Consider the following 23804-nt stretch of genomic DNA (forward strand, 5'->3'; position numbering starts at 1 on the left):
CTCACTCCAGGGTGAATCTCGCGACACTGACGCGTACGAAGGGCTTCAGGTCGTACGGTTTGCCGCGATAGTCGATCGACACCTGCTTTGCATTGCCGACGACGAGCGCAAAAGGCGGCTTGCCCTGCACCGTGCGCGTGGTGCCGGCGCCGTTGATGCCGGAATAGACGATGCCGCCGCGCGCGTCGCGCACCTCGATCCAGGACTCGCCCTCGAAGCGGAACACGATGTGCTCGACACCCTCGGCAGGCGGCGCTCCCGCGGGAACGGCCGCGGCGGCCTGGGGCATCGCCGTAGCCGTGGGCGGCGCGGCTTGCGCAACCGCGGGAGCCTCGGGGACGGCGACCGTCGTGGGGGTTGCTGCGCTCGCGGCGCCAGCGGTGCCGGCGGGCACGGACTCGGGTGCCGTAGTCGCAGGGACCGGCTGCGACGGCACGACGCCACTCGCGGCGAGCGCCGATTCCGACACCTGCCCCTGCGGAGCCGCGGCGGCACTGGTCACGGACGGCAGCTCCTGCGTCGCGGGTCCGACGACGTGTTCGGCGACCTCCGCTTGCTCGGCGGGCATGCGGAACCAATCGAAATACCAGCCAACCAGCACGGCGAGCAGCAATACGCCAGCGATCAGCCCGACGGGCACCTGCATCGCGCGCTTTCCGCTGCCGCTGGGCATGACCCCCACGGCGTTCGACACCGGCGCGAGCTCGACCACACGTACCTTGACGTCGGCCTCGAAGGCTGCGAGCACCGTTGCCGGCTCGACGCCGAGATAGCGGGCGTAGTTGCGCAGGAAGCCGCGGGCGAAGGCCGCGCCGGGCAGGAGGTCGAGACGCCCCGCCTCCATCGCCTCGACCTGTCGGCTGGTCAGCTTGAGGGAGTGCGCCACGTCGCTCGCGGTTTCACCGCGGGCCTCGCGCAACTGGCGAAGTTGCGCGCCCATCGCGGCAGCGTCGGAAATCGCCGCACCCTGCTGGTCCAGATGCACTTCTGTCACTCGTAATTTCCCTGGATCATCGACTGGTATTCGGGGCTGTCGGCAAAGCGGCCGCGCAGCTGAGCCGCATAGCTCGCTTCGGCGTCACGGTTGCCCAGACGGCGTGCGGTGCGCAGCCCCAGCCACACCGATTGTGGCGTCGGTTCGCCCTGCTGGTGCAGATCGACGAGCAGGGTGTTCGCGGTGCCGTAGGCGCCACGCCGGTACGCAATGCCGGCAAGCTGGTAGATCGCCGCGTGGTTCGCGGGGTCGAGCTGCACGGCGCGGCGGAATTCCTCTTCCGCCGCGGCGTCGTTGCCCTGGCGCAGATGGCACAGGCCGGCGTTCGTGTAGGGCCGCGTCGGCGTGCGGTAGTACGGATTGCGTGCCGAGGCGGAGAGCCGGGCCAGTCCGTCCTGCACGTTACCGGTGGTGCATTGGAACCAGCCGTAACTGTTGTTGAATTCCGGGTCGTTCGGCGCGATTTCGAGCGCGCGCCCGAAATTCTCGCGCGCAAGGTTGGTGTCGTCGATCGCCATGTACACGAGGCCCATGAGGTGATAGGCCGGCGCGTAGTTGTACTGGCTCTGCAGCGCCACGCGCGCTTCGTCGAGCGCAACGGTGTAGTTGCCGAGTTGCAGGTAGGCCGCGCCCAGCTCGACGTGCACCTTGGCGGTCGCCTCGCCCTTGCCCGATACCGGCGTGTCCGCCACCGGACGATCCGCGAGCGGCGTACCCGCGGTGTTCATGGTGGCGTTGCAGCCGGCGAGTGCCAGCACGAACAACGGAAGCGACAGCGTCGCGAAGAGCCGGGTCATGCACGATCCTCCATCGATTTGGTCAGGCGAACGGTGCGGCGCGTACGGTCCTGGACCTGCCCCGCCAACTGGCCGCAGGCGGCATTGACGTCGTCGCCGCGCGTCTTGCGGGTCGTCGTCACGATGCCCGCGTCGAGCAGGATACCGGCAAATCGGCGTATGCGTTCGGGCTGCGAGCGGCCGAAACCGGAGTTCGGGAACGGGTTGAACGGGATCAGGTTGAACTTGCACGGGACGTCGCGTACCAGCGCGACGAGCGCGCGCGCATGCGCGTCGGAGTCATTGACGCCGTCGAGCATGACGTATTCGAAGGTCACGAAATCGCGCGGGGCACGTTCCAGGTAGCGCCGGCAGGCTGCCATCAGTTCGCGCAGCGGGTACTTCTGGTTGATCGGCACAAGGCGGTCGCGCAGCGCGTCGTCGGGCGCATGCAGTGACACGGCGAGCGCGACCGGACATTCGTCGCGCAGGCGGTCCATGGCCGGCACGATGCCCGAGGTCGACACGGTGACGCGGCGGCGCGACAGGCCGTAGGCGTGGTCGTCGAGCATCAGGCGCAGCGCGGTGACGACGTTGTCGAAGTTCGCGAGCGGCTCGCCCATGCCCATCATCACGACGTTGCTGATGACGCGGCCGTTGTCGGGCTCGCCTTCGGCATCCTTGGCGCCGGCCGGCGTAGCGGTGCCGCCGAGCAGCTTATTCGCGAGCCACAGCTGGCCGATGATCTCGGCCGCCGTGAGGTTGCGGTTGAAGCCCTGCTTGCCGGTCGAGCAGAACGCACAGTCGAGCGCGCATCCGGCCTGCGACGAGATGCACAGGGTGCCGCGATTGGTCTCGGGGATGAACACGGCCTCGACCGCGTTCGCGTTGCCCACGTCGAGCAGCCACTTGCGCGTGCCGTCTTCCGAGACGGTGTCACGAATGGCCTGCGGCGGACGGATGCACACCTCCTGGGCAAGCTTCGCGCGCAGGCTCTTCGCGACGTCGGTCATGTTGTCGAAGTCGGTTTCGCCGAAACGGTGCATCCAGCGCATCACCTGGCGCGCGCGGAAGGGCTTCTCGCCGCGCGCTGCAAACCAGGCGACGAGACCATCGACGTCGAAATCGAGCAGATTGACCGGTGTTTCCATGTGTTTCCTGTGCCGCCCTCAAAATGCAATCGGCCCGCGACGCACGGAAGTGCGCGGGCCGATGCGCGGGCGCAGCCCTGAGAGGCTTAGCGGGCGTAAACGTTCATTCCCGGGAAGAAGAACGCGACTTCGACCGCGGCGGTTTCCGGAGCATCCGAACCGTGGACAGCGTTTGCGTCGATGGAATCCGCAAAATCGGCGCGGATGGTGCCCGGCGCAGCCTTCTTCGGATCGGTGGCGCCCATCAGGTCACGGTTCTTGGCGATGGCGTTCTCGCCTTCCAGGACCTGGATCATCACCGGACCGGAGACCATGAAGGACACCAGATCCTTGAAGAAGGGGCGCTCCTTGTGCACGGCGTAGAACTGGCCGGCCTCGCGCTCGGACAGATGCACCATCTTCGAGGCGACGATCTTCAGCCCCGCATCCTCGAAGCGCTGGTAGATCTTGCCGATCACGTTCTTGGCGACGGCGTCGGGCTTGATGATGGACAGGGTGCGTTCGATAGCCATTTGAAAAAACTCCGGTTTGAATCGGTCAGCGAAAAAAGGGGCGGAATACGCGTAGCTCGCGATTCTAGCAGTTTTTCGTGACGGACTCCCAGCGAAGCACGGCGGGAAGGCCTCCGCCCCCGGCCGGGGACTCCACGGACGAGGGGCGGATTTCGGAGCTGGCGGGGTCGCGCGTACGCGCCCGGCCGACGCACCTCGTCAGAGGATCATGCGGCCGACGTACCAGGCGCCACCGGCGATGAGCGCGCTGCACGGAATGGTGAGGATCCACGCCCAGACGATGCTGCCGGCCACCCCCCAGCGCACGGCCGAGACCTTGCGCGAGGAGCCGACGCCGACGATGGCGCCGGTGATGGTGTGGGTGGTCGATACGGGGATGCCCAGCGCGGTGGCGAGGAACAGCGTCATCGCGCCTCCCGTCTCGGCACAGAAGCCACCCACCGGCTTGAGCTTGGTGATGCGCTGCCCCATGGTCTTGACGATGCGCCAGCCCCCGAACATCGTGCCGAGGCCGATGGCGAGGTAGCACGTGACGATCACCCAGGTCGGCACCGGGTCCGTGCTCTGGCTGATGCCCGCGGCGATCAGGAGCATCCAGATGATGCCGATGGTCTTCTGCGCGTCGTTGCCGCCGTGGCCCAGGCTGTAGAGCGAGGCCGACAGGAGCTGCAGGCGGCGGAACCACTTGTCGACCTTGCGCTGCGAGGTGCGGAAGCAGACCCAGGACACCGTCACCATCAGGATCGATCCGAGCAGGAAGCCCAGCAGCGGCGACACGAGGATGAAGGCGACGGTCTTGATCAGGCCGGCCGCGAGCAGCGAACCGAAGCCGCCCTTGGCGACCGCGGCGCCGACGAGGCCGCCGATCAGCGCGTGCGAGGAGCTCGACGGGATGCCGTAATACCAGGTGATCACGTTCCACGCGATCGCGCCGACGAGGGCGCCGAACACGACGACGTGGTCGACGACCGCCGGGTCGATGGTGCCCTTGCCGATGGTGGTCGCGACCTTCAGCTGGAAGATAAAGATCGCGACGATGTTGAAGAAAGCCGCGAACGCGACCGCATGCTGCGGCTTGAGCACGCCGGTCGAGACGACCGTCGCGATCGAGTTCGCCGCATCGTGGAAGCCGTTCATGAAGTCGAACAGCAGGGCCAGCACCACGAGGAACATCACCGTGGCGAGCCCGATCTCCATAGTTGCCATGTTGTTTTTCCGGGAGATCGCGGGTCAGGAGTTTTCGAGCACGACGGACTCGAGAATCTTGGCGACGTCCTTGCAGCGGTCGGTGACCGATTCGAGCAGCTCGTACACGCCCTTCATCTTCAGCACCACGCGCACGTCGGGCTCCTCGCGGAAGAGCTGCGACAGCGCCTTGCGCAGCACGCGGTCGGCATCGGATTCGAAACCGTCGATCTCGTGGCAGATGCGCAGGATCTCGCGGCCGTTGTCCATGTTCGACAGCAGCACGACCGCGGCGCGCACGCTCTCGGCGCAGGAGAGCGAGAGCTCGGCGATGCGCTGGGCTTCCTCGGTGACTTCCACGATGTCGTACAGCGAGACCGTTTCGGCGACGTCCTGGATCGTGTCGAGCACGTCGTCCATGTGCGAGATCAGCTGGTGGATCTCGTCGCGGTCGAGCGGCGTGATGAACGTGGAGTGCATCAGCGCCATGACGTCGTGGTTCAGCTTGTCCGCGCGGGTCTCGATCTCGTCGATGTCGGCGGTGGCCTTGGCCGCTGCCGTCACGTCCTTTCCGACCGCCTTCATCAGCACGACCAAGGCGTTCGCGCCGGCCACGATCTCGTCTGCGTGGGAGTTGAAAAGGGTGAAGAACTGTCCCTCACGGGGCATGAAGCGGGAGAACATGGGATTGTTTTGCCGGGTGGCCTTATGAAGTCAGGCGCGATTTTACCAGCGGAAACAATCCTGTAATGTTCTGCGCTCAAATTCGGCAGGAAAACGTTCCTCCCGCGCAACATCCCCGGCCGGACACACGGCGAAAACTACATGCGCAAACCAAAGGCCTTGCGGATCGCCTCGACGGTTTCAGGGCTGTCCCATTCCTTGGCGCCGAACACCTTGTGCAGCACCTTTCCGTCGGCATCGACCAGCACGGTGAGCGGGATGCGGTTGGCGCCGAGCATGTTCTCGAGCGCGAGCTGGCGGTCGATGAAGTGCGGGAAGCTCGTCTTCGCCTGGGTCAGGAAGGCCTGTGCGCGCTCGGGGTAGTCGTCGATCGAGATCCCGATCACGTTGAACTGCTTGCCGTAGCGCTTCGACAGGCGCTCCAGCGAACCCATCTCGGCGAGGCAGGGCGGGCAGTAGCTCGCCCACACGTTGATGATCAGCGGCTTGCCGCGAAAGTCGCCAAGCAGGCGCGAACCGGCGCCAAGCCCCTGCATCGGCATCTCGCGCAGGGTGCCGCCTTCGGGCACTTCTCCGGGCGTGGCGAACGCGGGGGCAGCAAAGGCGGCAAGGCAGAGGGCGAGGAAAACAAGGGATTTCTTCATCGTGGCAAACCGGACGGAAACGCAGCGCCGAAGGCTGCGAAAAGTGCGAGCATAGCAGGCGCAGCCGGGACGCAGGGTTCCGCTGGCAAGCATGCGGCGTCCACAGGGCGCTACTGCGTCGCCGCGTCCGGCGCCGGCAGCTCCGTCGACAGCGCCCCCAGCAGATCCGCAAGCGCGCGCGCGGCACGGGCACGAGCCTCGTCGAGCACGGCCGGCGACACCCCCTCGCGAAGGCACCGCTCGAGTTCCGCCGCGGCTTCCTGAATGGCCACGGCCCCGATCTGCCCGGCGAGCCCTTTCAGCGAGTGCGCGAGCCGCTCGGCCGCAGCATGGTCGCCGGCGACGATGGCCGCATCCAGACGCAACGTGAAATCGCCGTAACCGGCGACGAACTTGCGCAGCAGCGAGAGGTAGAAATCCTCCTTCCCCATCAGGCGCCGCACGCCGAGATCGGGATCGAGGCCGGGAACCTGCCCGAGCCGCGCCAGGACTGCGCCCGGAGCGGCGGCCGATCCGCGGGGCGTGCCTGCCGTCACGGCATTCCCCTGCGGCGTAATCCAGCGCACCAGCGCCGCCCACAGCCGCTCGGGGTCGATGGGTTTGGCGATGTGATCGTTCATCCCCGCCGCAATGCACCGGTCACGGTCGCCCGCCATCGCATTGGCGGTCATCGCGACGATGGGCAGGGCGGCGCCGGCAGGCATCCTGCGGATCTCGCGCGTCGCGGCCACGCCGTCCATCACCGGCATCTGCATGTCCATCAGGACGAGATCGTAGCCGCCCTGCTGCACGCATCGCACCGCTTCCGCGCCGTTCGAGGCGATGTCGACGCGAAAGCCCGCAGCGCGGAGGAGCTCGCTCGCGACTTCCTGGTTGAGATCATTGTCCTCGACGAGCAGCAGGCGGGCTCCGCGGATGGCGGCGAGATCGGCCGGGGTTTCGCCAGCGGCAGCCGGCGGCCGGGCGGGGCGTCGGGCACCGTCGAGCAGACGGATCGCGGTGTCGAACAGCGCCGATGCGGTGACCGGCTTCAGCAGCACGTCATCGACGCAGCCCCCCACGGCGGTGCGCGCGACGTCCTCGCGCCCGTACGCCGTGACGACGATGCGCACGGGCAGCCGCGACAGGCCCAGTTCACCGATCGCACGCGCGGCGGCCACGCCGTCGAGCCCGGGCATCTGCCAGTCGAGGAGGACGATGTCGTAGGGCTCGCCGCCGCGCGCCGCACGCTCGACTGCGGCAACGGCCGTCTGCCCGCAATCGACCGCGTGCACGTGAAAAGTCATGCCGCGCATCATCTCGGCGAGCACCTCGCGCGAGCTGCGGTTGTCGTCGGCAACCAGGGCGCGCAGCCCGCGCAGGTCCGGGGCCGGCATGAGCAGATGGCCCTCGCTGCGGCCGATGCCGAGGCGGCAGGTGAACCAGAAGGTGGAGCCGGCACCGGGCCGGCTGTCGACGCCGACGCTGCCGCCCATCATGCGGGCGAGCCGTTTGTTGATCGCGAGCCCCAGTCCGGTGCCGCCGTACTTGCGCGTCGTCGACGTATCCGCCTGCTCGAAGCTGCGGAACAGACGGTCGCGCAGCTCGTCGTCGATGCCGATGCCGGTGTCGCGCACCTCGAAGCGCAGGATGACGTCGCCCTCCTCGACCTGCTCGCGCCGGATGCGCATGACGATCTCGCCCCGGTCGGTGAACTTGACCGCGTTGTTGGCGTAGTTGAGCAGGATCTGGCTGATGCGCAGGGGATCGCCGACCAGCCGCCCGGGCACGTCCGCCGCCACGTCGATGACCAGTTCGAGCCCCTTCGCATTGGTCTTCTCGACGATCTGGGCGCCGACGTCCGCGACCGTCTTCTCGAGGTCGAAATCGATGCGCTCGATGACCAGCTTGCCGGCCTCGATCTTGGAGAAATCGAGCACGTCGTTGATGATGCCGAGCAGGTGCTGGCTCGATGCCCGGATCTTCTCCAGGTAGTCGCGCTGGCGCGCATCGAGCTGCGTGCGCAGGGCAAGATAGGTCATGCCGATGATGGCATTCATCGGCGTGCGGATCTCGTGGCTCATGTTGGCGAGGAAATCCGACTTGATGCGCGCGGCGTCCTCGGCGAGCGCGCGGGCGCTCTCCATCCGCTCGATCGCATCACGCTCGGCGGAGATGTCGTCGATCACCCACACGGAGCCCTTGGCGCGGTCCGCCGGATCCACTGCGGTGCCGGTCAGCCGTGCCCAGAACAGCGTGCCGTCGCGCCGCATGAGCTGCTGCTCGCGCCGGTGTGATTCGCCGCGCCAGATCGCGGCATACACCGGGTCGCCGCCCGCCGCGTGCGCTGCCTCGTCGGGATACCAGACAACAGTGCGCTGGCCGACGAGCCCACCCGACGGCCAACCGAACATCTCGTGCAGACGCCGGTTGCAGCGGACCAGCACGCGCTCCTTGATCAGCGCGATACCCGAGGTGGCCGTATCGAGGATCGCCTGCTGCTCGGCGTTGGCTTCGCGCAGCGAGGCGCTGACCGCGGCCAGTTCGGCCGTACGCTCGGCAACGAGGGCTTCCAGCCGCTCGCGGTACTGCGCCAGTTCCCGCTGCGCCTGTTTCTGCGCGGTGACGTCGGTAAGCACCGAATGCAGCAGCGCGCGCTCGCCATCGCGGATCACGGTGACGAGGACATCCACCGCGACGAGCGTGCCGTCGCCGCGCAGGTGCTCCCACTCGAAGCGCCCCCCGCCGTCGGCCAGCGCCCGGCGTGACATCTCCTCGGTCCGCGCAGCCGAAGACGCACCGTCGGCCTGGAAGGGCGGCGAGATATCGGCGGGGCTGCGACCGAGGAGCCGGTCGAGGCTGTCGACGCGCAGGAGTTCCAGTGCCGCGCGGTTGGCAGCGACGAAGCGGCCGTTCTCGATGAGCACGATCGCATGACGTGCGTCCTCGAACAGCATGCGAAAACGCGCCTCGTCGGCGGGGGAGCGCACTTCAATGCGGCCGTTTTTCATCTGCCGGCTCCTGTCGGGGACTGCCGAATGGCACCCGCAAGACGAACATTTGCACTCCTCGTCTCCTGAATTCGACGTTCATCGACGCATGCGCCGAAGGGCCGGGCAATTCCGAAGTGCATACTGGCGGGCAGCCTGGGAATCGGCGCACGGCTCCAGTCGGAGGTCATCATACCGCGCTCGGCCCTGTTCGCTGTACGGGACTGTCACCCGGAGCGGCTTGCGCCGCGGCCGCAGCGGAACTCGCTCGCACACGCGCCCTCGAAATCTGCAAAATCCCGATCGGAGACAACCATGGATCCAATTGCGGCGAAGCGCAACCCGATGCGTCGCCAGGTCACCCGCTGGCTCGCCAGCCTGCCGCTGCTGTCGCTTTCGGCGGGTCTTCTCGTGCCGCTCGTCGGCCACGCGGCAACGCTGCGGCCGACGCCAACCGACGACTTGGGCCCCTTCTACCCGCTCGACTGGGACGGTGACATCGACGGCGACCTGACACGGCTCACCGGTTCGGGCAAGCTCGCCACCACCGGCCAACGCCTGCGCCTCGGCGGCGTCCTGCGCGACACCAACGGCCGCCCCATCGTCGACGCGGCGGTCGAAATCTGGCAGGCCGACGCGAAGGGGCGCTACCGCCATCCCGGCGTCAATCCGTCCACCCGCGACCCGGCGTTCCAAGGCTATGGCCGCGTGATGACCGACGCGGAAGGCCGCTACGACTTCCTGACCATCATGCCCGGAAACTATGGCTCGCGACCGCCACACGTGCATTTCCGCATCGCTCAGCCGGGACGCCCGGAATTCGTCACGCAGATGTATTTCCGCGGCAACAACCGCGAAGGCAACGGCTACGCGCCGCCCGAACGCGAGGCGCTGACGGTCGATGCCGTCGCCGATCGCGCGACCGCCTCAGGCGGCGCACTGGCCGCCCGCTTCGATCTGGTGCTTGCAGCGCGCTGAAGGCGCCGCACGCAAAAAAAAGCGCCGGACTCGCCGGCGCTTTTCGGTGCAGCGAAAGGAACGACGCTTACAGCATCGCCTTCAGCAGCTTGCCCATCTCGGAGGGGTTGCGCGTCACCTTGAAGCCGCACTCTTCCATGATGGCGAGCTTGGCGTCGGCGGTGTCGGCACCACCCGAGATCAGCGCACCGGCGTGGCCCATGCGCTTGCCGGCCGGCGCGGTCACGCCGGCGATGAAGCCGACGATCGGCTTCTTCATGTTGGCCTTGCACCACTGCGCGGCTTCCGCCTCGTCCGGACCGCCGATCTCGCCGATCATGATCACCGCGTCGGTGTCCGGATCGTCGTTAAACATGCGCATCACGTCGATGTGCTTCAGGCCGTTGATCGGGTCGCCGCCGATACCGACCGCGGAAGACTGGCCCAGACCGATTTCGGTCAGCTGCGCGACGGCTTCATAGGTCAGCGTGCCCGAACGCGACACGACGCCGATGCGGCCCTTGCGGTGGATGTGACCCGGCATGATGCCGATCTTGATCTCGTCCGGCGTGATGAGTCCCGGGCAGTTCGGTCCCAGCAGCAGGGTTTCCTTGCCGCCCTTGGCAACCTTTTCCTTCATCTTGTTGCGCACCACCAGCATGTCGCGGACCGGGATGCCTTCGGTGATGCAGATCGCCAGATCCAGGTTGGCCTCGCAGGCTTCCCAGATCGCGTCGGCGGCACCTGCCGGCGGCACGTAGATCACGGACACGGTCGCGCCGGTCTCGGCGGCGGCTTCCTTCACCGAAGCGTAGATGGGGATGTCGAAGATCTTCTCGCCCGCCTTCTTCGGATTCACGCCGGCAACGAAGCAGTTCTTGCCGTTCGCGTATTCCTGGCACTTCTCGGTGTGGAACTGACCGGTCTTGCCCGTGATGCCCTGGGTGATGACCTTGGTGTCTTTGTTGATCAGGATGGACATTCAAACTCTCCTTACTTGACCGCCGCGACGATCTTGGTCGCAGCTTCCGCCATCGTGTCGGCGGAGATGATCGGCAGGCCCGACTCGGCGAGGATCTTCTTGCCGAGGTCTTCGTTGGTGCCCTTCATGCGCACCACGAGCGGGACGGAGAGATTGACTTCCTTGGCAGCAGCGACCACGCCGGTGGCGATGGTGTCGCACTTCATGATGCCGCCGAAGATGTTCACGAGGATGCCCTTGACCTTGGGGTTCTTGAGCATGATCTTGAACGCCTCGGTGACCTTCTCGGTCGTCGCGCCGCCGCCGACGTCAAGGAAGTTGGCCGGCTCGGCGCCGAACAGCTTGATCGTGTCCATCGTGGCCATCGCCAGACCGGCGCCGTTCACCAGGCAGCCGATGTTGCCGTCGAGCGAGATGTAGGCGAGGTCGAACTTCGATGCCTCGATCTCGTCCGCGTCTTCCTCGTCGAAGTCACGGAAATCGACGATTTCCGGGTGACGGTAGAGGGCGTTCGAGTCGAAGTTGAACTTGGCGTCGAGCGCCTTGATGTTGCCGTTGCCTTCGAGGATCAGCGGGTTGATTTCCGCCAGCGAGGCATCGGTTTCCATGTAGCAGGTGTACAGGCGCTTCAGCGTGTCCACTGCCTTCGCGACGGAGGCCTCCGGCACGCCGATGCCGCGCGCGAGGTTCTCGGCCTGCTTGTCGGTCAGGCCGACCAGCGGATCGACGAATTCCTTCAGGATCTTCTCGGGGGTGCTGTGCGCGACTTCCTCGATGTCCATGCCGCCTTCGGAGGAGGCCATCATCGCGACCTTCTGCGTGGCGCGGTCGGTCAGCGCAGCAACGTAGTATTCTTTTTTGATGTCGGCGCCTTCCTCGATCAGCAGGTTGCGCACTTTCTGGCCTTCCGGACCGGTCTGGTGCGTGATCAGCTGCATGCCGAGGATCTCGTTCGCGTACTGGCGCACTTCGTCCAGCGAGCGCGCGAGCTTCACGCCACCGCCCTTGCCGCGGCCGCCGGCGTGGATCTGCGCCTTCACGACCCAAACCTTGCCGCCGAGTTCCTCGGCTGCCTTCACCGCACCATCGACCGACACGGTGTGGAAACCGCGCGGCGTCACGACGCCATACTTCCTTAGTAGTTCTTTTGCCTGATACTCATGAATCTTCATGATTGCCCTTCGATCGAAGCCGCGACGCCAGGGGCGCCGCAAACAGGTTGATGGGACGCTTCGGAGCATCGCTCCACGACATACGCCGTCTCCCTCGACCGACGCATACCGCTCCCGACCGGCCGTGTGTCGCCCGGCCCGACCTCTCGACCCCGACCCCGAACGGGCCCGAAGGTCGCAAGATCTTTGGATTATAACCGCAATTGCGCAGTGCAGAATCGCGAGTCCCGCGCAAGTCTGTCAACCGCCGGGCACGCCGTGGTTACGCGTCGGCCGCGGGCTTGCGGTACCACTTGGGGTAGTAACGGCGCACCGTTTCGCGCGAACTCTCGAGCGCGTGGCACTTGTCGAGCTGGAACGGCTTCTCCGCACTGTCCTCGTTGTCGCGCCGGAAAGTCGCGAAGGTCTGCACGGCTGCCGTCGGGAGGCTCATCAGCAGTTCGGTCACGTGCGAGCAACCCCGCACGTCGGCGAACATCTCCCCGACATTGCGACGAAAGCCGCGGATCAGGTTCAGTCCGACGAGCCGCCCGTACGCCGGCCCGATCGTGTCGCATTCGCCGGCGTACGGAACGCGGTCCGAACACGCCTCGGCATCGACGATGTTGAACGCCGCATCGATCGTGATGCGCACGCGCATCTCGTGCACGGGATCGCCCGCGCGGCGGACGCCCGACGCAAGCGGGTAATCGACGGCCTTTGTGTCGCGCAGGCAGGCCTCGAGCTCCAGCAGACCGTCGTCGCGGCGAAAACCTTCGACCGTGATCTGTCGCAGATGCGCGGGACTACGTGCGCACTTCGGAGGAGAGAGCGGCATGAGACGTACGGCAACGTATGGAAAGCTGAATGTTACCGCGAATCGACGTCCTTTCCGCAGGAGAGGGAAACCCGCGCCTGCCCGCCATCGGGACCATCGCCCTGGCGCGCCGCCGACAATTACCGAACGTCATTTCGCACCGCAACAAATCCTTTGATTTCACGGAACAACACGCAACGACAATGCAAATTCGTTACAATGCGCCGCAACGATTTGATACAAGATACGGATTTGCGCCCTGCCTTTGCCAGCGCATGAGCAGACGATGACGACACAGCAGCGCCTGACCCCCGGGGATTCCGCATCCCTACTCCTCACGGCCCTGCTGGCGCTCGCACCGACGACGTCCGGCGCGGTCGTTCTGGGCGAACCGGTGTCGGTGTCGAAGATCGGCGAACCGCTCAGGATCGAGATTTCCATTCTCCAGGGTAGCGCGTCACGGCTCGGTGAATGCCTGCGCCTCACAGCCGCCTCGACCCCGAACGGGGTACCGCGGCTGCGGAATGCGCGCCTCGACGTGGCCGGACGCGACCCGGAATCGCGGCTCGTGCTCTCTCACCGGCTCCCGAGCTTCGAGCCGGCCGTCAGTTTCGCCATCGAGGACAACTGCGACAGCCGCCTGCGCCGCGAATACACCGTCCTGCTCGCATTCCCCGACACCACTGCCGTAGCAGGCGAAACTGCCAACGATGGAGCCACTTCCCGCCCCGACACGGTGAGCGAGAGCGCCGTTGCGCAGGAACCGCCGCGGCGTCCGCGTGACTACCGCCGGACCACGCCCCCGGCCGACACCACCGCCGCGCCGTCGACGGCACGTGAGGCGGCCACCCCCAGCAGTCGCTCCGCCCCAAAGGGATCGCCCCGCCAGGATCGCCTGGAACTCGGCGGCGGCGAATCCGGGACACCGGGCGCCGGCCTGCGCCTGAGCATCCAACTCGGCAGCCTCGCACGCATCGACTCGACCACCGACGCCCAGCGCGAGCAACTGCGCCGCGAGCAATCCGTGATCATGGCAATCGACCGCACGATTGTCGCGCAGCTCGAACTCAACGAGCGCATCCGCCAGCTCGAAGCCGTGCAATCGCGCATGTTCGCGGAGTACAAGCAGTCACAGCCCTCCGCGGCGACGTCGTCCGCCGATCCAGTGATCGTCGACGCACCGCCGCCGCCGAAGCCGCTCGAGCCCGACCACAGCGTCGCGGAAGGCTGGAAACGCGGCACCCTGACGATCGGGTTCGTGTCTCTGGCACTTGCCGGTGCGCTCGCCTGGATCCGCAAGCGCCGCCAAGGGTCGCTCCCGCGGAGCGAACCGGAATCGAAGCGCACGTCCCTTCCCGTTGCAAAAAAAGCGGCCGCCCCCCCGCCGACCCGGCGCATCGAACCGGCGCCCGATACCACGACCGAAGCCGACTTCGCCCGACAGCCGCAGATCCTGCCGACGCCGGCGAATGTCATTGCCACGCATGCATCACCGGAATGGGAGATGGCGGACGACATATTCGCGCAACCCATTTCGATCGCCCCTATCGCGCCGATCGCCGCCGTCATACCAGCTGCGTCCGTAGCCGCGCATACGCCCGCCGCCCCTGCCGCGATCGAGGAAACCGCAGAGGAACACGAATCCGCCATCGAACTCGCCGAGATCATGATGGGCTTCGGGCGCATCCGCGGTGCGGCGGACACGCTCGCCGAGTTCATCGCATCGAATCCGAAGCGGGCCGTCACGCCGTGGCTCAAGCTCATGGAGGTCTATCGGACCGCCGACCTGCGCGAGGAGTTCGACGCGCTGGCAATGCAACTCAACAAGACCTTCAACGTCAAGGCGGTCACCTGGGACAGCTTCGACGAGGCACGCCAGGCCCGGAATTCGATCGAGCAGATGGAGCACCTGGCCCGGAACGTGCAAGAGACGTGGGGCACGCGCGACTGCCAGGCCTATCTCGAGCATCTCCTGCGCGACAACCGCGACGGCACGCGCGAAGGCTTCCCGCTCAGCGTGATCGACGAGATCCTGCTGCTCGCGGCGATTCTCGAAGACCAGCTGGGCACGTATCGGCCACAAGCAGAGACGCCCTCGCCCGCAAGCGGCGATTCGGCCGTTGCCGTCCCTCCCCAGCCCGCCTGAGAAGGCACGTGCGACCCCGGCCTCCCCCGCCTAAACCGGGTTGTCGAGGTCGACAAACTGCGCGTCGATACCGAGGGTCTGCCCGAGGTATTGCGCCAGCGCGTGGATGCCGTAGCGCTCCGTCGCGTGGTGCCCCGCCGCGATGTATGGAACGCCCGATTCGCGCGCGAGGTGCACCGTCTGTTCGGAAATCTCGCCCGACACGTAGAGATCGGCCCCGGCCGCGATAGCCTGCTCGAAGTAGCCTTGCGCGCCTCCCGTACACCACGCGACGCGGCTCACGGCCCGCCCCCCTTCACCCACCAGCAGCGGTTCGCGCCCGAGCCGGGCGGCGAGCGAACGCGCAACCTGTTCGGCAGTGCCCGGCCGCTCGGGCCGGCCGATCCACCCGAGATCCTGTTCACCGAATCGCCCCTCGCCCACCCAGCCCACAACGGCCGCAAGCTGCGCGTTGTTACCGAGCTGCGGGTGGGCATCGAGCGGCAGATGATAAGCGAGCAGGCTGATGTCATTCCTCAGCAGCGTCGCGATGCGCCGCTTGCGAATCCCCGTGATGCGGCCATCCTCGCCGCGCCAGAACCAGCCGTGATGCACGATGATGGCATCGACGCCTTCGGCGACGGCGCGATCGAGCAGCGCCTGGCTCGCCGTCACACCGCACAGCACGCGGAGCACCTCGGCCCGTCCTTCCACTTGCAAGCCGTTTGGGGAATAATCCCGGAACCGTGGGACTTCCAGCAGTTCATCCAGATGAGCTTGCAGTTCGGCGAGTTGCATACGGTCCCCACTCCTGATTTCCTGGCCTCACGGCGAGCACGACACACACAGCCCGCCCAATTCGAGCAACATTATGCGCCGCCTCTGGCTGATCTTCGCGCAGGCCGTGACCGTGAGCGTCGCGGTGCTGTTTGTACTGAACACGCTGAAGCCGGAATGGTTCAAGGGCGCGGCACCCGCCGCCGTGGTTTCCATCTTCGAGGCGCCCGGTGGCGACCCCGCGACGGCGGCTCCGGGACCGAACTCCTACGCCGACGCAGCCAAGCGCTCGATGCCGGCCGTGGTCCATATCTATACTGCCAAGGATGTCGCCCGCCAGCGCCACCCGCTGCTCGACGATCCCATCTTCCGCCATTTCTTCGGTGACCGGCAGGAAAAGGCGCCCTCGCAACGCGCATCCGGCCTGGGATCGGGCGTCATCGCCAGCCCGGACGGATTCATCCTGACCAACAACCACGTCATCGAAGGCGCAGACGAGATCGAGGTCGCACTCAACGACGGCCGCAAGTTTCCGGCGCGCCTCGTCGGCCGCGACCCGGAAACCGACCTCGCGGTGCTCCGGCTGCAGGGCAACGGCAAGCTGCCGGCAATCACTTTCGCCCAGCAGGAAGTGCTGCAGGTCGGCGACGTGGTCCTCGCGATCGGCAACCCCTTCGGCGTCGGGCAGACGGTCACGATGGGCATCGTCTCGGCCCTCGGGCGCAGCCAGCTCGGCATCAACACCTTCGAGAACTACATCCAGACCGACGCGGCGATCAATCCCGGCAACTCCGGCGGCGCGCTGGTCGACAGCCAGGGCAACCTGGTGGGCATCAACACGGCGATCTATTCACGCTCGGGAGGCTCCCTGGGGATCGGCTTCGCGATCCCGGTGTCCATCGCGCGCAACGTGCTGGAGCAGATCGTCTCGACCGGGCAGGTCACGCGCGGCTGGATCGGCGTCGAGATCCAGGAGATCACGCCGGAACTCGCGGAATCCTTCGGCTTCACGGGCACCGAGGGCGCGCTCATCGCCGGCGTGCTGCGCGACAGCCCCGCCGAACGCGCCGGCATCCGCCCGGGCGACATCCTCGTCGGCGTTGCGGGCAAGCCGGTGCACGACCCCAAGGGGATGCTGGAAATGGTGGCGGGCCTGATGCCCGGGCACAGCGCGAACTTCCGGGTGCGTCGGGCCAACGCCGAAGTCGATCTGCAGGTCGAGATCGGGCGCCGCCCCGCGCCCGTCGCGGAGCGCTGAACACGGCGCCCCGGGGCGGGCTTCCTTACTTGCTCTCGATGCGCTCGAGAGCCTCGTCCGTGCTGCTTTCCCGGTCCTTGCTGATCAAGCGGGCAATGATGATGCCCGCCTCGTACAGCAGGCACATCGGCACGGCGAGCAGGAGCTGGGACACCACGTCAGGCGGCGTGATCACGGCCGCGACGATGAAGGCGCCGACGATTACATAGGGGCGCGCCTCGACCAGCTTCGCGATGCTGACGACGCCGGTCTTCACGAGCAGGATCACCGCCACGGGCACCTCGAAGGTCAGGCCGAACGCGAGGAACATCGTCATCACGAAGGACAGGTACTGCTCGATGTCCGGCGCCGGCGTGATGCTCTTGGGCGCGAACTGCGCGATGAACTTGAAGACCGTCCCGAACACGAAGAAGTAGCAGAAGGCCACTCCGAGCAGGAACAGGATCGTGCTGCCGAGCACGAGCGGCAGTCCGAGACGCCGTTCGTGGGCGTACAGGCCGGGCGCGACGAAGGCCCAGGCCTGATACAGCACGACCGGCAGCGCGATCACGAAAGCCGCCAGCATCGTCACCTTGACCGGAACGAAGAACGGCGTCACGACGCCGGTAGCGATCATGTGTGTGCCCTGCGGGAGCGTCCTCATCATCGGTTGCGCGAGGAGGTCGTACACATCGCTCGCCCACGGCATCAGGCACAGGAACACGACGAGGACCGCCAGCATCGCACGCAGGAGGCGGTCACGCAGCTCGACGAGGTGCGAGATGAAGGTTTCCTGCGCGGTGCTCATGCTTTGTCCGTGGCCTTGTCCGTGGTCGGGGCGGCGGCCGGCGCGGAAGCCGGCCCGAGTCCGAGTTCGAGTTGGCGGCTATCCACCTGCGGCTCCGCCGCGCCATCCGCCGAAGCGGCCTCGGCGCCAAGGATGGTGACGACCACCGGCGGCGGGGCCTCCACGACCGGCGCGGGTGTCGTCCCGGACGCCGCCGCAGCCGTGTCGCCGGAAAGGCCGCTTTTCGCTTCCGCCACGGTTTTCTCCAGATCCGCCTCGACGCTCTGGGCCTGGCTGCGCATCGACGACTCGAGCTCGCGCGCCTGCTGCTCGACCTGCTGCTGCAATTTTTTCAGGTCTTCGAGCTGCATTTCGCGCTGGATATCCGACTTGACGTCGCTGACGTAGCGCTGGAGTCGCCCGAGGAGGTGGCCTGCGGTGCGAGCGACCTTGGGCAGGCGCTCGGGACCGACGACGACGAGCGCCACCACCGCGATGACGATGAGTTCAGAAAAACCGAAATCGAACATGATGTTGGAGCCTGTACGAGCCTGGTCGCACACACGGCGGCGGCATCAAAACGAAGGGGCGCAAAGCCGCCGCGCCCCTCGTTGCCGACATCGCCCGGGCGGGCTCAGGAATGCAGCTTGTCGGTCTTTTCCCGCGCCTGGACGTCGATGGTGTCGCCGCCGATCTTCTGCTGCGCATCGTCGGATTTTTCCGACTCCTTCATGCCGTCCTTGAAGCCCTTCACCGCGCCGCCCAGATCCTGGCCGATGTTGCGCAGCTTCTTGGTACCGAACACCAGCACGACGATCACCAGAACGATCAGCCAGTGCCAGATACTGAATGAACCCATACTGCTCTCCTTAACGCTTCAACATGGCCGGAAGCACTTCCGGGCCACCCAGGATATGAACGTGCAGATGATACACCTCCTGCCGCCCCACCCTGCCGGTGTTGATGATCGTGCGGTAACCTTCGCCGCAGCCGTTTTCGCGCGCAAGACGGGCTGCGGTGGTCATCACCCGCCCCATGAGCTCGACGTGCTCGGCCCCCAGCTCGCCCATCGACGGAACATGCAGCTTCGGGATCACGAGGAAATGCACCGGCGCAACCGGATTGATGTCGTGAAACGCGAGCACGTGCTCGTCCTCGTACAGCTTCTTCGCCGGGATCTCGCCGGCGGCGATCCGGCAGAAAATGCAGTCGCTCATCTTCACCTCAGGCCGTCGTGCGGGACTTCTTCTCGTCAATCCCTGAGACACCTTCGCGGCGCCGGAATTCAGCCAGCACGTCGTCGACCGACAGGCCGAAGTGCGCCAGCAGCACCATCGAATGGAACCACAGGTCGGTCACTTCCCAGACGATGTGCAGCATATCCTTGTCCTTGGCCGCCATGATGGTCTCGGCGGCCTCCTCGGCGACCTTCTTGCAGATCGCGTCGGTGCCCTTGGAGTACAGGCTGGAGACGTAGGAAGAATCGGGATCGGCCTTCTTGCGCTCGGCCAGGGTCGCGGCGACGCGATGCAGGACTTCGATGTCGATCATTTATAGATATCCTTGGGATCCTTGAGTACCGGCTCGACGGCTTCCCACGAGCCCTCGGCCAGGTGGCGCTGGAAAAAGCAGGTGTGGCGCCCGGTATGGCAGGCGATTCCGCCGATCTGCTCGACCTTGAGCAATACCACATCGTTGTCACAATCGATGCGGATTTCGTGCACCTTCTGCACGTGCCCGGATTCCTCGCCCTTGTGCCACAGCTTGCGGCGCGACCGCGACCAGTAGATCGCCTCGCCCGTCTCGGCGGTGCGCTGCAGCGCTTCACGGTTCATCCATGCGAACATCAGCACGTCGCCGGTCGCGGCTTCCTGCGCGATCACGGGCACGAGGCCCTGATCGTCCCAGCGGATGTCGTTGAGCCAGCGGGCGGAATTGGTGGTGCTCACAGTCGTACCTCGATGCCGCGGGCGCGCATCAGCTCCTTCGCTTCACGCACCGTGTGCTGGCCGAAATGGAAGATGCTCGCGGCGAGTACCGCATCCGCGCGTCCTTCGGAGACGCCCTCGGCGAGATGCTCCAGCGTGCCGACACCGCCGCTGGCGATCACGGGGATCGGCACCGCATCCGACACCGCGCGCGTGAGCGCGAGATCGAAACCGATCTTCGTCCCGTCACGGTCCATGCTCGTGAGCAGGATCTCGCCTGCGCCGAGGGCGGCGACCTTCTTCGCCCACTCGATCGCGTCGAGCCCGGTGTTGTTGCGACCGCCGTGGGTGAACACTTCCCACTTGCCGGGCGCGGTCTGCTTCGCGTCGATCGCGACGACGATGCACTGGCTGCCGACCTTGCCGGCCGCATCGGCGACGACCTGCGGGTTGTTCACCGCAGCGGTGTTGATGCTGACCTTGTCGGCGCCTGCATTGAGCAGGCGACGGACATCCTCGACCGTGCGCACGCCGCCGCCCACCGTCAGCGGAATGAAGACCTGCTCGGCGACCTGCTCGACCACATGGATGATCGTGTCGCGCGCGTCGGAGCTCGCGGTAATGTCGAGGAAGGTGATCTCGTCGGCGCCCTGCTCGTCGTAGCGGCGGGCGATCTCGACCGGATCGCCGGCGTCGCGCAGTTCGACGAAATTGACGCCCTTCACGACACGCCCGGCATTCACATCCAGGCAGGGGATGATGCGCTTGGCCAGCATCATGCAGTTTCGCCGTTGAGCTCGTCCGCGCGTGCCTGCGCGGCGGCGAAGTCGAGCGTGCCTTCGTAGATCGCGCGGCCGGTGATCGCGCCGGTGACGCCTTCCGATTCGACCGCGCACAGCGCGTCGATGTCGGCGAGCGAAGCGATGCCGCCACTGGCGATGACCGGGATACGCAGCGCCTGCGCCAGACGCACGGTAGCCTCGATGTTCACACCGGAAAGCATGCCGTCGCGGCCGATATCGGTATAGATCACGCCTTCGACGCCGTAGTCCTCGTACTTCTTCGCGAGGTCGACGACGTCGTGGCCGGTCATCTTCGACCAGCCGTCGACGGCGACCTTGCCGTCCTTGGCATCGAGGCCGACGATGATGTGCCCCGGAAAGGCGCCGCACGCATCGTGCAGGAAGCCGGGGTTCTTCACCGCGGCCGTGCCGATGATGATGTACGAGATGCCGTTGTCGAGGTAGTGCTCGATCGTGTCGAGGTCGCGGATGCCGCCGCCCAGCTGGACGGGGATATCGTCGCCGACCTCATCGACGATCGCACGGATCGCAGCGCCGTTCTTGGGCTTGCCGGCAAAGGCGCCATTGAGGTCTACGAGGTGCAGACGGCGCGCACCGAGGTCGATCCAGTGCCGCGCCATCGCGGCCGGTTGCTCGGAGAACACCGTGGCGTCGTCCATTTCGCCCTGCTTGAGGCGCACGCACTAGCCGTCCTTCAGATCGATAGCGGGAATCAGCAGCATACGGGGAAGAGTTGCATTTCAGGTGTGGAAAGGAGCCGACGGACGGAGTCTCGACGGCGCTCGTCAGGGAGCCCAGGAGATGAAATTTGCAAGCATCCGCAGGCCCGCCTGCGCACTCTTTTCGGGATGGAACTGAACCGCGAAGATGTTATCCCGCGCGACTGCACTGGTAAACATCAAACCGTAAGCGGTTTCGGCCGCAACCAGCGACTGCTCGTCGGGCTGCACGAAATAGCTATGCACGAAATAGAAGCGCTCGCCGTCGGGGATGCCCTCCCACAGCGGATGCGGGACGTGCTGCTGCACGCCGTTCCAGCCCATGTGCGGCACCTTCAGGCGCGAACCGTCGGCGGCGACCATCTTCGCGTCGGGAAAGCGGATGACCTTCCCGGGCAGGATGCCCAGTCCGGGCACGTCGCCTTCCTCGCTGTGGCCGAAGAGCATCTGCTGGCCGATGCAGATGCCGAGGAAAGGCTTGGACGCGGCGGCCGCGAGCACGGCGCGGCGCAGGCCGCGCAGCTCCAGTTCGCGCATGCAGTCGGGCATTGCGCCCTGCCCCGGGAACACCACACGCCCGGCGGCGGCAACGACCGACGGGTCGGAGGTCACGACGACTGTTTTGCCGGGGGCAACATGTTCGACCGCCTTGGCAACCGAACGCAGGTTGCCCATGCCGTAGTCGATGATGGCTACGTCGCTCATCGCGGAATCGCTCGCAGGAAAAATCGGAAGGCTTGGCGGAAACTCAGAGGGCGCCCTTGGTCGACGGGATCACGCCGGCGGCGCGCTCGTCGCGCTGGGCCGCCATGCGCAACGCACGACCGAAGGCCTTGAAAATGGTTTCGCACTGGTGATGGGCGTTGTCGCCGCGCAGGTTGTCGACATGCACGGTCACGCCGGCATGATTGACGAAGCCCTGGAAGAATTCGCGCGCGAGATCGACGTCGAAGTTGCCGATGCGCGCACGCGTGTAATTCACGAAATAGTGCAGGCCGGGGCGGCCGGAGAAGTCGACGACGACGCGCGACAGCGCCTCGTCGAGCGGCACGTAGGCGTGGCCGTAGCGGAAGATGCCTTTCTTGTCGCCGAGCGCCTTCGCAAAGGCCTGCCCCAGCGTGATGCCGACATCCTCGACGGTGTGGTGGTCGTCGATATGGGTGTCGCCTTCGGCCTTGATGTCGAGATCGATCGCGCCGTGGCGGGCGATCTGGTCGAGCATGTGGTCAAAGAAGGGCACGCCCGTGGCGAGACTGGCCTTGCCGCTGCCGTCCAGGTCGATGCGGACGGTGATCCGGGTTTCCAGGGTGTCGCGAGTTACTTCGGCTTGCCGCATGGGATTCAGCTTGAGAATAAGGGATCCGGGCGCGTTCGGGCGCCACTCTCGGGCATGATACCATCGCCTGACTGTCCCGCCGCAATGCCGGCCGCGAGGGTGCCGCATGCGGTCCGCCGCGAAACGGACTCCCCCCGGGACTCCTACAACCCTGCAACCCGATCCGCCGATGAGCCAATACTGGAGCGCCGTTGTCCACGGCCTGACCCCCTATGTCCCGGGCGAACAGCCCAAGATCGCCAACCTGGTCAAGCTCAACACCAACGAGCATCCGTACGGCCCCTCGCCGAAGGCGATCGAGGCGATCCGGGCCGAGGCGTCGGACGCGCTGCGCCTCTACCCCGACCCGACCTCGGAGCGCCTGCGTGCCGCCATCGCCACGCGCCACGGCGTCACGACGAAGGAGGTCTTCGTCGGCAACGGTTCCGACGAGGTGCTGGCGCACGCCTTTCTGGCACTGCTGAAGCATGATCGGCCGCTGCGCTTCCCCGACATCTCGTACAGCTTCTATCCGGTGTATTGCGGCCTGTACGGGATCGGGTTCGAGACGGTGGCGCTCGACGAGAACCTCGCGATCCGCCCCGAAGACTACCTGCCCATGGACGGCAACACGGCGGGCGGCATCATCTTCCCGAACCCCAATGCCCCGACCGGGCGCCTGCTGCCGCTCGCCGAGATCGAGCGCATCGTCGCGGGCAACCCGCAGTGCGTGGTCGTCATCGACGAGGCTTATGTCGATTTCGGCGGCGAGTCGGCGATTCCGCTCACGGCGCGCTATCCAAACCTGCTGGTCGTGCAGACCTTCTCCAAGTCGCGCTCGCTCGCCGGGCTGCGCGTGGGCTTTGCCGTCGGCCACGCGGACCTCGTCGAGGCACTGGTGCGGGTGAAGGACAGTTTCAACTCCTATCCGCTGGATCGGCTGGCGATCGTCGGTGCGGTCGCGGCGATCGAGGACGAGGAGTACTTCGAGCGCACGCGCCAGGCGGTGATGCGCACGCGCAGCCAACTCGTCGCGGACCTCGCATCGCTCGGCTTCGAGGTGCTGCCCTCGGCGGCGAACTTCGTGTTCGCGACGCACCCCACGCGCGACGCCGGCGAGCTCGCGGCCGAACTGCGCCAGCGCGCGATCATCGTGCGCCACTTCCGCCAGCCGCGCATCGAGCAGTTCCTGCGCATCACCGTCGGCACGGACGAGCAGTGCGGCGCGCTGATCGGGGCGCTGCGCGAGATCCTCGCGTAAACGCGGCAAGGGCGCCCCGTCGGGACGCCC

General features: G+C 66.4%; 27 protein-coding genes. 5 read left to right on the forward strand and 22 right to left on the reverse strand.

The window, feature by feature from the left end; all coding sequences use genetic code 11:
- Window position 1 precedes the first annotated feature (1 nt).
- The 8 genes from GPA22_RS07175 to GPA22_RS07210 form a co-directional block, all read right to left on the reverse strand.
- Window positions 2-994 carry a RodZ domain-containing protein gene (locus GPA22_RS07175; RefSeq protein ID WP_169255414.1) on the reverse strand — a complete coding sequence of 331 codons (993 nt, stop codon included), beginning with the start codon at window positions 992-994 and terminating at the stop codon, window positions 2-4.
- Window positions 991-1791, reverse strand: coding sequence for a type IV pilus biogenesis/stability protein PilW (gene pilW / locus GPA22_RS07180; protein ID WP_169255415.1), 801 nt, complete (start codon window positions 1789-1791; stop codon window positions 991-993). The genes GPA22_RS07175 and pilW overlap by 4 nt, the downstream gene beginning before the upstream one ends.
- Window positions 1788-2921: a dual-specificity RNA methyltransferase RlmN gene (gene rlmN / locus GPA22_RS07185; RefSeq protein ID WP_169255416.1), complete on the reverse strand. Its 1134-nt coding sequence runs from the start codon at window positions 2919-2921 to the stop codon at window positions 1788-1790. Before rlmN ends, pilW begins: the two co-directional genes overlap by 4 nt.
- An 86-nt stretch (window positions 2922-3007) precedes the next feature.
- On the reverse strand, window positions 3008-3433 hold the full coding sequence (gene ndk, locus GPA22_RS07190; protein ID WP_169130704.1) for a nucleoside-diphosphate kinase: 426 nt from the start codon (window positions 3431-3433) through the stop codon (window positions 3008-3010).
- Between the two features lie 198 nt (window positions 3434-3631).
- Complete coding sequence (locus GPA22_RS07195) at window positions 3632-4639, reverse strand: inorganic phosphate transporter (protein WP_169255417.1); 1008 nt, start codon at window positions 4637-4639, stop codon at window positions 3632-3634.
- A gap of 24 nt (window positions 4640-4663) precedes the next feature.
- Complete coding sequence (locus GPA22_RS07200; protein ID WP_169255418.1) at window positions 4664-5302, reverse strand: DUF47 domain-containing protein; 639 nt, start codon at window positions 5300-5302, stop codon at window positions 4664-4666.
- A 137-nt stretch (window positions 5303-5439) separates the two neighbouring features.
- Window positions 5440-5946: a TlpA family protein disulfide reductase gene (locus GPA22_RS07205; RefSeq protein ID WP_169255419.1), complete on the reverse strand. Its 507-nt coding sequence runs from the start codon at window positions 5944-5946 to the stop codon at window positions 5440-5442.
- Window positions 5947-6056: 110 nt separating this feature from the next.
- Window positions 6057-8936: a response regulator gene (locus GPA22_RS07210; RefSeq protein WP_169255420.1), complete on the reverse strand. Its 2880-nt coding sequence runs from the start codon at window positions 8934-8936 to the stop codon at window positions 6057-6059.
- Window positions 8937-9230: 294 nt separating this feature from the next.
- On the opposite strand from GPA22_RS07210, the gene GPA22_RS07215 reads away from it, so the two are divergent.
- A complete protein-coding gene (locus GPA22_RS07215; RefSeq protein WP_169255421.1) occupies window positions 9231-9893 on the forward strand; it encodes a dioxygenase family protein in 663 nt (220 codons plus the stop codon).
- Between the two features lie 67 nt (window positions 9894-9960).
- On the opposite strand, the gene sucD is transcribed toward GPA22_RS07215, so the two are convergent.
- The 3 genes from sucD to GPA22_RS07230 form a co-directional block, all read right to left on the reverse strand.
- Window positions 9961-10854, reverse strand: coding sequence for a succinate--CoA ligase subunit alpha (sucD, locus tag GPA22_RS07220; protein WP_015434419.1), 894 nt, complete (start codon window positions 10852-10854; stop codon window positions 9961-9963).
- Window positions 10855-10865: 11 nt separating this feature from the next.
- Window positions 10866-12026 (reverse strand): ADP-forming succinate--CoA ligase subunit beta, encoded by a 1161-nt coding sequence (sucC, locus tag GPA22_RS07225; protein WP_169255422.1) that lies wholly within the window; start codon window positions 12024-12026, stop codon window positions 10866-10868.
- A 262-nt stretch (window positions 12027-12288) separates the two neighbouring features.
- Window positions 12289-12843 carry a DUF2889 domain-containing protein gene (locus tag GPA22_RS07230; RefSeq protein ID WP_169255423.1) on the reverse strand — a complete coding sequence of 185 codons (555 nt, stop codon included), beginning with the start codon at window positions 12841-12843 and terminating at the stop codon, window positions 12289-12291.
- A 29-nt stretch (window positions 12844-12872) separates the two neighbouring features.
- Here GPA22_RS07230 and GPA22_RS07235 point away from each other — a divergent pair, with 29 nt between their 5' ends.
- Window positions 12873-13112 (forward strand): hypothetical protein, encoded by a 240-nt coding sequence (locus GPA22_RS07235; RefSeq protein WP_169255424.1) that lies wholly within the window; start codon window positions 12873-12875, stop codon window positions 13110-13112.
- Window positions 13109-14968, forward strand: a complete 1860-nt coding sequence (locus GPA22_RS07240; protein WP_169255425.1) for a type IV pilus assembly protein FimV — start codon at window positions 13109-13111, stop codon at window positions 14966-14968. The genes GPA22_RS07235 and GPA22_RS07240 overlap by 4 nt, the downstream gene beginning before the upstream one ends.
- Window positions 14969-14998: 30 nt before the next feature.
- Here GPA22_RS07240 and GPA22_RS07245 read toward each other — a convergent pair whose 3' ends face one another.
- Window positions 14999-15745, reverse strand: a complete 747-nt coding sequence (locus GPA22_RS07245) for a Nif3-like dinuclear metal center hexameric protein (protein WP_169255426.1) — start codon at window positions 15743-15745, stop codon at window positions 14999-15001.
- A 73-nt stretch (window positions 15746-15818) separates the two neighbouring features.
- Here GPA22_RS07245 and GPA22_RS07250 point away from each other — a divergent pair, with 73 nt between their 5' ends.
- Window positions 15819-16982: a Do family serine endopeptidase gene (locus GPA22_RS07250; protein WP_169255427.1), complete on the forward strand. Its 1164-nt coding sequence runs from the start codon at window positions 15819-15821 to the stop codon at window positions 16980-16982.
- Window positions 16983-17007: 25 nt separating this feature from the next.
- Here GPA22_RS07250 and tatC read toward each other — a convergent pair whose 3' ends face one another.
- The 10 genes from tatC to hisB all read right to left on the reverse strand — a co-directional run bounded on the left by tatC (window position 17008) and on the right by hisB (window position 22534).
- The gene (gene tatC / locus GPA22_RS07255) at window positions 17008-17769 is read right to left on the reverse strand and encodes a twin-arginine translocase subunit TatC (RefSeq protein ID WP_169255428.1); all 762 of its coding nucleotides are present in this window, start codon (window positions 17767-17769) and stop codon (window positions 17008-17010) included.
- Window positions 17766-18278 carry a Sec-independent protein translocase protein TatB gene (tatB, locus tag GPA22_RS07260; RefSeq protein WP_169255429.1) on the reverse strand — a complete coding sequence of 171 codons (513 nt, stop codon included), beginning with the start codon at window positions 18276-18278 and terminating at the stop codon, window positions 17766-17768. Before tatB ends, tatC begins: the two co-directional genes overlap by 4 nt.
- A gap of 104 nt (window positions 18279-18382) precedes the next feature.
- Window positions 18383-18607 (reverse strand): Sec-independent protein translocase subunit TatA, encoded by a 225-nt coding sequence (gene tatA, locus GPA22_RS07265; protein WP_169255430.1) that lies wholly within the window; start codon window positions 18605-18607, stop codon window positions 18383-18385.
- 10 nt (window positions 18608-18617) lie between these two features.
- Window positions 18618-18965: a histidine triad nucleotide-binding protein gene (locus GPA22_RS07270; protein ID WP_169255431.1), complete on the reverse strand. Its 348-nt coding sequence runs from the start codon at window positions 18963-18965 to the stop codon at window positions 18618-18620.
- Between the two features lie 7 nt (window positions 18966-18972).
- On the reverse strand, window positions 18973-19299 hold the full coding sequence (locus tag GPA22_RS07275) for a phosphoribosyl-ATP diphosphatase (RefSeq protein WP_169255432.1): 327 nt from the start codon (window positions 19297-19299) through the stop codon (window positions 18973-18975).
- The gene (gene hisI / locus GPA22_RS07280; protein WP_169255433.1) at window positions 19296-19697 is read right to left on the reverse strand and encodes a phosphoribosyl-AMP cyclohydrolase; all 402 of its coding nucleotides are present in this window, start codon (window positions 19695-19697) and stop codon (window positions 19296-19298) included. Before hisI ends, GPA22_RS07275 begins: the two co-directional genes overlap by 4 nt.
- On the reverse strand, window positions 19694-20452 hold the full coding sequence (gene hisF / locus GPA22_RS07285) for an imidazole glycerol phosphate synthase subunit HisF (RefSeq protein WP_169255516.1): 759 nt from the start codon (window positions 20450-20452) through the stop codon (window positions 19694-19696). The genes hisI and hisF overlap by 4 nt, the downstream gene beginning before the upstream one ends.
- Window positions 20452-21159: a 1-(5-phosphoribosyl)-5-[(5-phosphoribosylamino)methylideneamino] imidazole-4-carboxamide isomerase gene (locus GPA22_RS07290; RefSeq protein WP_343035974.1), complete on the reverse strand. Its 708-nt coding sequence runs from the start codon at window positions 21157-21159 to the stop codon at window positions 20452-20454. Before GPA22_RS07290 ends, hisF begins: the two co-directional genes overlap by 1 nt.
- A gap of 105 nt (window positions 21160-21264) precedes the next feature.
- Entirely contained in the window at window positions 21265-21903 is a 639-nt protein-coding gene (hisH, locus tag GPA22_RS07295; RefSeq protein WP_169255434.1) for an imidazole glycerol phosphate synthase subunit HisH, read from the reverse strand.
- Between the two features lie 43 nt (window positions 21904-21946).
- Complete coding sequence (gene hisB / locus GPA22_RS07300; RefSeq protein ID WP_169255435.1) at window positions 21947-22534, reverse strand: imidazoleglycerol-phosphate dehydratase HisB; 588 nt, start codon at window positions 22532-22534, stop codon at window positions 21947-21949.
- A gap of 169 nt (window positions 22535-22703) precedes the next feature.
- Here hisB and hisC point away from each other — a divergent pair, with 169 nt between their 5' ends.
- Complete coding sequence (gene hisC / locus GPA22_RS07305) at window positions 22704-23774, forward strand: histidinol-phosphate transaminase (RefSeq protein ID WP_169255436.1); 1071 nt, start codon at window positions 22704-22706, stop codon at window positions 23772-23774.
- Window positions 23775-23804 lie beyond the last annotated feature (30 nt).

Origin of the sequence: Aromatoleum toluvorans (assembly GCF_012910905.1) — a bacterium.
In the GTDB taxonomy this organism is placed as follows: domain Bacteria; phylum Pseudomonadota; class Gammaproteobacteria; order Burkholderiales; family Rhodocyclaceae; genus Aromatoleum; species Aromatoleum toluvorans.